General features: G+C 55.2%; 8 protein-coding genes. 2 read left to right on the forward strand and 6 right to left on the reverse strand.

What is annotated here, in order from left to right; translation table 11 throughout:
* From AR540_RS08625 to AR540_RS08640, 4 genes are all read right to left on the reverse strand, one after another.
* The coding region (locus tag AR540_RS08625) for an IS5 family transposase (protein WP_059226329.1) at positions 1-247 on the reverse strand (247 nt) is incomplete at its 3' end.
* A gap of 716 nt (positions 248-963) precedes the next feature.
* Positions 964-1,608 carry an RraA family protein gene (locus tag AR540_RS08630; protein ID WP_059228020.1) on the reverse strand — a complete coding sequence of 215 codons (645 nt, stop codon included), beginning with the start codon at positions 1,606-1,608 and terminating at the stop codon, positions 964-966.
* 68 nt (positions 1,609-1,676) lie between these two features.
* Positions 1,677-3,041: an MFS transporter gene (locus AR540_RS08635; RefSeq protein WP_059228022.1), complete on the reverse strand. Its 1,365-nt coding sequence runs from the start codon at positions 3,039-3,041 to the stop codon at positions 1,677-1,679.
* Positions 3,042-3,173: 132 nt separating this feature from the next.
* On the reverse strand, positions 3,174-4,079 hold the full coding sequence (locus tag AR540_RS08640) for a LysR family transcriptional regulator (protein WP_059228024.1): 906 nt from the start codon (positions 4,077-4,079) through the stop codon (positions 3,174-3,176).
* 115 nt (positions 4,080-4,194) lie between these two features.
* Between AR540_RS08640 and AR540_RS08645 the strand changes: the two genes are divergently transcribed.
* Positions 4,195-5,367, forward strand: coding sequence for an alpha-hydroxy acid oxidase (locus AR540_RS08645; RefSeq protein WP_059228026.1), 1,173 nt, complete (start codon positions 4,195-4,197; stop codon positions 5,365-5,367).
* Between the two features lie 218 nt (positions 5,368-5,585).
* On the opposite strand, the gene AR540_RS08650 is transcribed toward AR540_RS08645, so the two are convergent.
* Together AR540_RS08650 and AR540_RS08655 are read right to left on the reverse strand one after the other, a co-directional pair.
* Positions 5,586-6,890: a cation:dicarboxylate symporter family transporter gene (locus AR540_RS08650; protein WP_059228028.1), complete on the reverse strand. Its 1,305-nt coding sequence runs from the start codon at positions 6,888-6,890 to the stop codon at positions 5,586-5,588.
* Between the two features lie 86 nt (positions 6,891-6,976).
* On the reverse strand, positions 6,977-8,176 hold the full coding sequence (locus AR540_RS08655; RefSeq protein WP_059228030.1) for a pyridoxal phosphate-dependent aminotransferase: 1,200 nt from the start codon (positions 8,174-8,176) through the stop codon (positions 6,977-6,979).
* 18 nt (positions 8,177-8,194) lie between these two features.
* On the opposite strand from AR540_RS08655, the gene AR540_RS24700 reads away from it, so the two are divergent.
* A partial coding sequence (locus AR540_RS24700; RefSeq protein WP_059226329.1) for an IS5 family transposase occupies positions 8,195-8,441 on the forward strand: 247 nt, incomplete at its 3' end.

An 8,441-nucleotide genomic window follows, 5' to 3' on the forward strand; every position in this document is an offset into this window, starting at 1 on the left:
GTAGGCGCTCGAGAACTCGATCAAAGGTGCCGTCATCTCGCCAGTCACGAAACCGCTGATACACCGTCGACCAGGGGCCGAACCGCTCTGGCAGGTCGCGCCAGGCAGCACCTGAACACAGGATCCAGAAGATGCCATTGAGCATCAGCCGGTCATCACTGCGTGGCCGCCCCCTCTTCTGCTCAGGCGAAACAACATCTGCAATCAGCTCCCACGCTTCATCCGGGAGTTCGTAACGCTTTGCCATGCGGCCCTCCAGCCCCTCATGGTGCCAATTCTACTCGCTCGGATTTTTCGTACAGAGCCTAGTATTTGACGAGGATACTGGCACCGTTGTTTTTAGACGCAACGGGATGAATGCAGGTTGAAGCGCCGCGCTTTTCTGCGTGTGCACTCGCATCCATTTGTAGACGAGGTTTGCGTTGAGGCTGTGGCTGAGGGCTAGGCTGGCGATTGAGACGCCGGGCTGGACACACTCTTAGATGACCTGGGCTTTGAATACGAACGGCGTCTTGGCTGCATGAAATACCCGCCTAAAAGAGCTAGAACTGGTGTCCACCTAAACTTATGTGCACGCCATGTCCTGACTTTTCCGAATTGGGCAGATGACTTGGCCGGACGCATACTGATAGACGTGGGGAACCTATGGTGATGCAGGTCAGATTGCCAAGGCTTCCATCGCCCAGCGACCAGATAGGCTGGTATGGGGTTCTGATAGGCCACACGTGACCGAAAGGGACAGGCTGCCAGCGATGCTCAGCTGGCAGATCTGCTACTGGAGTGGGCACCATCCGAAGTGGAGCGGAATCGCATCCTGCGCGAATGCTCTGGGTCTCTATGATTTTCCGAGCTGACACTGAGACATAGTCTGATCGGCCATTCCATCTTTCTCAAGGAGTCCCTCATCAGACTCAGCTCGGAGAATTTTTGAGACTCAGCGACTGCGCTGACCATGAGCGTTGTTTAGAGATACTTCTCCAACCAGCTCTGCTTATCTCTCCCACTGGCGATCTCTGCTTGGATCGCAAGCTCCATCTCGTTGGTTCTACGAGCTAGAGCGAGGATCTCCGATGCTTGATCCTGGGCGAAACTCACGACCCCATCCTCATCTCCGATAATGATGTCACCTGGGTTAATGATTTGCCCACCAATGGTCACCGGGACATTAATTTCCCCAGGGCCTGATTTGTACGGGCCTCGATGGGTCACGCCGCAGGCGTACAGAGGCGTCGACGCAAAAGCCGCGACATCACGGATCGCGCCATTCACGATGTAACCGACGCAGCCCTTGGAGTCAGCGTAAAGCTTGATCAGCTCGCCGAGCACCGCGTTGGTCGTGTCGCCTTGAGCATCGATGACCAGGATGTGTCCGGGTTGGATCATAGGCAGCGCTTTGTAGATGAAAAGGTTGTCGCCGGGGCGCGTTTTTATGGTCAATGCCGTACCCACCAGTTTGCCCCGGTGGTTATAGCGCGTTAGGCCGTTTACCCCAATATGACGTGAAAGGTTGTCGCTGATGTGCGGCGTGACGACGGATTGAAATGCTTCAGCGATTTCAGCGCTCACGGGGGGCACCGCTGGGTTGATCCGTAGACCTGGCAAGGACATAGGGAAGCTCTCCTGACGAAATGTTAGAGGGCCAGGCGTTGTAGGCGCCTGGCTGAGGCGAAGGACAATCAGTTGGCAGAGGTGGTGGATTGCGGTTCTTCAAGCCCTAGGGGTTCGGCAATCGTGAGCAAGATCACGAAGCTGAAGAGCGAGCTGATAGCCATGAACATGAAGACGTAGTTCCAGCCCAGGCTATCGAGTAGCAGTCCCGTGATGAATGGCGTAGCCGCTCCACCAAGCTGCCCACCCATGTTTACTACCGCACTGGAAATAGGAAATTTGCTCTTCGAGGCCAGGGCCATCGGATAGACCATGTAGGAGGAGTAGCCAACAGAGAGCAGGACACCTGTTAAGAGCAGAAGCAGGCCGTACTGGAGTGGGTCAGCCGGTGAGTTGATCAACAGGTACATCATCCCAGCGGTCGCAAGCGCCGACAGCATCATTCCTGGTTTACGGCGCTTCCGGAGAACACGGTCTGACAGGAAACCGCCGAGCACGTTGCCAATCACAGCGCCTACCCAAGGGGCTGCGGAAACCAAACCCATGTTCACGAGGGAGTAGTTTTTAACCGTTATCAGGTATGTAGGAATCCAAGCCAGTAAGACGCTGGAAATACCCAGTTGGAAGCAGTAGCCAAGTGCACACCCCCATATGTTCCAAGAGGTAAAGATTTTGCGGTTGGTGTCCAGTTCCGGAACGCGCCGGGCACGGATAAAACGGTCGAGAGTCTTGAAGTTTCGAGCTGGACGGGTGGGCGCCTGCGTTTCTGTTCTCGGCTGCGAAGAATCCGCAGTGATGTAGTCGAGTTCGGCTTTGTTGACGAAGCGGCTTTGGTTAGGGTGATCGGTTACCAGCCAGTACCATGCGAAAGCGAGGATGATGCCGGGAATCGCGAAGAAGTAGAAAATTTCACGCCATCCCCACACTGCAATAATCACGGCGCAGATGGGAGGCACGATGACCGGGCCGAATTTCACCGCTGACAGGAATATTCCAGTGGCGGTGCCTTTCTCTTTCGCTGGAAACCAGTTGTTGATTGTGGTGGTCATGCCGATTGGTAGGGGCCCCTCCGCGATACCGAGACCTACTCGGTAAAGCTTCAAGGCGACAATGCTATGGATTGTCCCGATTAGGCCTGTAAACACTGAAGTCGCGATCATCGCAGCTGGTAATATTTTCCGTACACCGAAACGACTTGAGGCAAACCCGGAAGGCAACTGAGCAAGCGCGTAGGCAAGTAGAAACAGACTGATGAGCGCGCCGGCCTCGGTGTTGCTCATCTCGAACTCTTTGCGAATGAACGGCAAGGCTACGCCGATGTTCGCGCGATCTGCGGCGGCGATTGTGTAGACAAGAAATATCATGCCGACGACCACCCAGCGGAATTTGCTAGGCTTTTCGTCTTTTGGCGAACCAAGGTGGGATCGGGACATAGCGGTTGTACCAGTAATTGTTTTTGTTAACTGGGATTTTGGTAGCTATGGCAAGGTGGAAAAAAGCGATTTTTTTGAATGCGGTTTATTCGAAAAAAGGAATATTTCGTGAGGGGTAGCGCACTGATCTGCCTAGAGGAGCGTAACCGGCGCGTGAAATTCGATGCATTGGCTGGCGATATGGCGGCACTGCTCAATCAATGGTCGGTTGTCATCTCGTCTCCATTGAAAGGTGTATGAGAGAGGACGAAGAGCCGGGAATCGGGGCAATTCTACCAGTAAGCCGCGCGCGACCAGCGACAGCGCCCACGCTTTGGGAAGAAAGCCGACCCCGAGCCCTTGGACGATTAATCCGGCTGTGGCACCCCAGTTTTCACAAGGAAGTAAGCGTCTCGGGCTGATGTGCTGATCAGCCAGCCAGTCGTCGAGAATCCGGACGGTGCCTGCGGTAGCTGGCAGGCTGATAAGTACCGTTTCGACTAGGTTCTCAGGTTGTAGCGTGCTGACGTCGGTCGAGGCCAGCAGATCAGGACGACTCACCCACACGAACTCCGCTTGGCCGATGATCTGGGAGGAGATGCTGGTTCTCGTGGAGGGGCCCGCGATAAGCGCGAAGTCTAATTCCCCCTCGGCTAAACGCTCCTCAATCGTCTGCCCAACTCCTACGCTTGGCTCGACCAACAACTGGGGATGCGCCTGCTGCAGTTTCTCCACCATGCGTGGTAGCCAAGTAAGTCCTGTGAGCTCCCCCACCCCAAATCGGCAGCGGCCTTCAAGGGCTGAGTTGCTTTTGGCCAGGGAAAGGAATCGCCCTGCGTGAGAAAGCAGGTCTCTTGCATGTGGCACCAGCTGCTGGCCTGCAGCTGTGAGCGCTGCTGCCCGACCGCTACGATTGAACAGCTCTGCGTTTAAAGAGGCCTCAAGCTCAGAGATTCTTTTTGAAAGGGAGGAAACGGAGATGTTTAGCCTACTGGCTGCAACAGCGAAGCTTGCGCAAGTCGCTGCTAAGTAAAACGCTTCCAACTGTTTGAGGGTCATGATGATCTAACTTCGAAAAAAGCGAAGCCAAGATTATAATTTTATTCGCTTTAGGGTGCCAGTCCATTTGTTTATGGTATCGATACTAGGCCCCACAACGAGAAGAGACAGAACCATGCAACGCGTACTGCGCCAATGTCTTTCGCTGCACGATTTTGAAAGAATCGCCCGCCGAAAGCTGCCCAAACCGTTATACGCATACGTATCCGGTGCCGTAGAGGACGAGGCGTCGGTCACCGATAACCGCACTTGTTATCAGGATTACAGTTTTTTACCCAGCGCATTGGTAAATGTTTCGAAGGTCAATATCGGCGTCGATCTCGATGGCCTATCGTTCGCGGCACCGATTGGCATTGCGCCTATGGGTATCGCCGCGATCACCAGCTACCGAGGTGATGTGACAATGGCCTGCGCTGCTGCGGCGGCGAATGTACCGTGCATCATGAGCGGCTCATCGCTGATTCGCCTTGAGGAGGTCATGGAGGCTGCACCAGGAACATGGTTTCAAGCGTACCTCCCAGGTGACGACTCCCAAATCAACGCGTTGATAGACAGAGTTGCCGCCGCAAAGGTCGAAACCTTGGTATTGACGGTGGACACTCCGGTTGCCGCTAATCGCGAGAACAACGTCCGCGCAGGCTTCTCAACGCCGTTGAGGCCAAGCCTGAAGCTGGCGTTTGAAGGCATCACTCACCCCGAATGGTTGTGCCGCACTTTTTTGAAGACGTTGGTGAAACACGGCATGCCGCACTTTGAGAATAACTACGCAACCCGTGGTACTCCCATCGTTGCAAAGAACGTTCTCCGGGACTTCTCTGATCGGGGACATTTGAGCTGGGATCATGTGCGAGCGATTCGCAGCCGATGGAAGGGCCGCTTGATCATTAAGGGCATTCTGAACCCAGCTGACGCAGTCAAAGCTATCGCGGTAGGTGCTGAAGGGATCATCGTATCCAACCATGGCGGGCGGCAGCTGGACGGGAGCGTTGCACCTCTGCGAATTCTGCCTCGTATCATCGAAGCAGTTCCTGAAAGCTTGGTTATGCTCGATAGCGGGATCAGGCGCGGTACTGACGTTATGAAGGCTATGGCCTTGGGAGCGAAGGCGGTGTTCATTGGCCGGCCATTCAACTATGCAGCAACGGTGGCAGGCGAAGAGGGGGTAGCACATGCCATCAAGCTGGTTTGTGACGAACTCAGGCGTGACATGGGTCTGCTTGGCGTGACGGAGGTCACAGCGCTCTGCCTGTCGCACCTCTTCCAGAAAGGGCCGATGCGTTGCGATTGATCCAAAAAGGTATTCGTCCATGGTTCCAGCGTTCTCAATAAAAGGGCCGCCACATCTCTGTAGCGGCCCTCGACACTGAGCTCCGTCAGAACAGTGCCATCCCCTGTCAGCGGTTCAATCGCTACAGTGCCATCCCCTGTCAGCGGTTCAATCGCTCAAACACGCTAAACAGCACGGAATCACAGCACTGAGTGATTCCGTAGGACTCGATCAAGCTGTTACTTGTCGGTTGAGACCTGGGCGGGGTGACCAGTTGCGTCCTCTTGAAGCTTAAAATTTTCCTGAGTGCCCCCCTGCTTGCTTTCCCATTTAGCAATTACCAGCGGGGCGAGCGCGTTGCCCAGTACGTTCAGCGTTGTGGTGCCCATGTCCATGATACGGTAGACACCGGCGATGAAGGCGATGCCTTCGAGTGGCAGGCCCGCACTCGCCAAGGTCGCTGACAGGATCACAAACATGAAACCAGGAACGCCAGCGGCTCCTTTTGAGGTAAGCACCATGGTGACAACCAGAAGTGCCTGCTGTGTCAGATCCAGTTCAATTCCGTACAGCTGGGCGACGAAGAGCGTCCCGATGCCCAGGAAGAGGGATGCGCCATCAAGGTTGAAGGAATAACCCACTGGTACCACGAAGCTGATCAGTTGCCGAGGCGCACCGAACTTCTCAAGCTTGTCCATTAGCTGTGGCATTACCGCAGCGGAACTGGCAGTAGAAAAGGCGAGAACGAGTTCGTCCTTGATGTGTTTGATCAGAGCAATCAGGTTGATGCCTGCAAGCTTTGCAATCGTCCCGAGCACAAACACTGCGAAGAGAACATAGGCTAGGTAGGTGACAACGATCAGTTTCCCCAGAGGAAGCAGTGAAGAGAAGCCGAAGTTGGCGACTGTCACGGCAATCATCCCGAAGACGCCAATAGGCGAGTAGGCCATAACCATCGAGGTTACCCGGAACATGGCGTCACTGACCCCACGGAAAACATCCAGCACCGGTTTCTTGCGCTCTTGAGGCAGGCTCGACAATCCCAAACCAAACATCACAGCGAAGAACAGGATAGGCAGCAGGTTTCCGGTCGCCATCGCATTAACAATGTTGTCCGGCACGATCCCGAGAAGTAGGCCAGCTACGCCATGGCTGCTGGAGCCAGAGCTTGGGAGGTTGACGCTCACGGCCTTGAGGCTATTAAGGTCTGTCCCCGCCCCCGGTTGCAAGACGTTGCCGATAACCAATCCGAAAATGATCGCCGTCGTGGTTACGCAGAAGAAGTACAGCAGTGTCTTGGCACCCGTCCTCCCTAGGGCCTTACCATCGCCGTGGCCAGCTACGCCGACCACCATGCAGCAGAAAACGATTGGGACGACGATCATTTTCATCAATTTGATGAAGAGGTCACCAGCGGGTTGTAGGATGTTATCGACCAACCAGGGTCGAGCGTCCGGGTAATGGTTAAGGATGGCGCCTACGATGATGCCGGCAACGAGGCCGATAAGAATTTGAGCAACGAGTGGAATTCTTGGCTTATGCATGTCCGTCTCACAGATTAAGCGGCAGGATCTTTTTGTAAGTAACCTGAGCGCCTCCCTGCACTCATAATTGTAGTTATGGGTAACGCTTAGGACAGGCACTCACACGCTTTGCGAAGCCGTGCACATCCTTCCTGGATAACCTGTTCGCCACTGGCAAATGACAAGCGGACGTAAGGGCTAATGCCGTATGCCTCGCCCAATACGGTGGCGACGCCGGCATCTTCAAGCCAGAAGCGCACGACGTCCGCCTCCGTTGAGAGCAGCGATCCACTTGGGATTTTCTTGCCAAGGAGCCCTTCAACGTTCACGAACACGTAGAAGGCGCCGTCGGGTGAGGTGAACGAAAGGCCTGGCACTTCACTGAGCAAACCGGTCATCAGGTCGCGCCGTGCTTCATAGAGGCTGGCCATTGCTTTGACCGGGGTCTGGTCACCTGCAAAAGCGGCAACTGCTGCAGCTTGGCTGATCGAGCTCGGGCAGGTCGTGCTTTGCGAAAGCAATTTGCCAATGGCAGCGATCAACCACTTCGGGCCAGCGCCAAAGCCCAGCCGCCATCCGGTCATGGCGTAACCTTTCGACGCACCATTGATGATCAGAATACGATCTTTGAGATCAGGGGCTGCAGTGACGAATGAAATGTGGCTCCTGCCGCCGTAGACAAAGTGCTCATAGATCTCGTCCGACATCATCAGGACGTGCGGGTGATCGCGAAGGACTTGAGCGATGGCTTTGAGCTCATCAAGGGTATAAACCGCACCGCTGGGATTGTTCGGGCTGTTGAGAATGAGCCATTTCGTTTTCGGTGTAATCGCCTGATCAAGCTCCGCTGCGGTCAGCTTAAAGCCGTTTTCCTCACGACCTTGAATGACTACCGGGGTACCACCGCTGAGTTTGGTGATGTCCGGATAGGACACCCAGTAAGGGGTATGTACGATGACCTCGTCACCTGGATTCAAGGTGGCCGCTAAGGCTTCAAAGATGATCTGCTTGCCGCCCGTGCCGGCGACAACCTCATCGACGGAGTAGTCCAGGCCGTTGTCCCGTGACAGCTTGGTCACAATGGCCTCGCGAAGAGCGGGAGTGCCCAGAGTGCTCGTGTAATGAGTATCGCCACTGGCCATCGCTTTCGATGCAGCGTCTAAGATATGCGCGGGGGTGTCGAGATCAGGTTCACCGACAGTGAAATTCACTATGTCGCGGCCCTCAGCCCGCAGCTTTGCGACCAGAGCATTCGCAGCAATGCTAGGCTCTGTACGAAAAATCCGAGCGAGTAGAATTGGCACCATGAGGGGCTGGAGGGCCGCATGGCAAAGCGTTACGAACTCCCGGATGAAGCGTGGGAGCTGATTGCAGATGTTGTTTCGCCTGAGCAGAAGAGGGGGCGGCCACGCAGTGATGACCGGCTGATGCTCAATGGCATCTTCTGGATCCTGTGTTCAGGTGCTGCCTGGCGCGACCTGCCAGAGCGGTTCGGCCCCTGGTCGACGGTGTATCAGCGGTTTCGTGACTGGCGAGATGACGGCACCTTTGATCGAGTTCTCGAGCGCCTAC

The organism is Pseudomonas sp. EpS/L25 (assembly GCF_001512295.1).
Lineage (GTDB): Bacteria > Pseudomonadota > Gammaproteobacteria > Pseudomonadales > Pseudomonadaceae > Chryseomonas.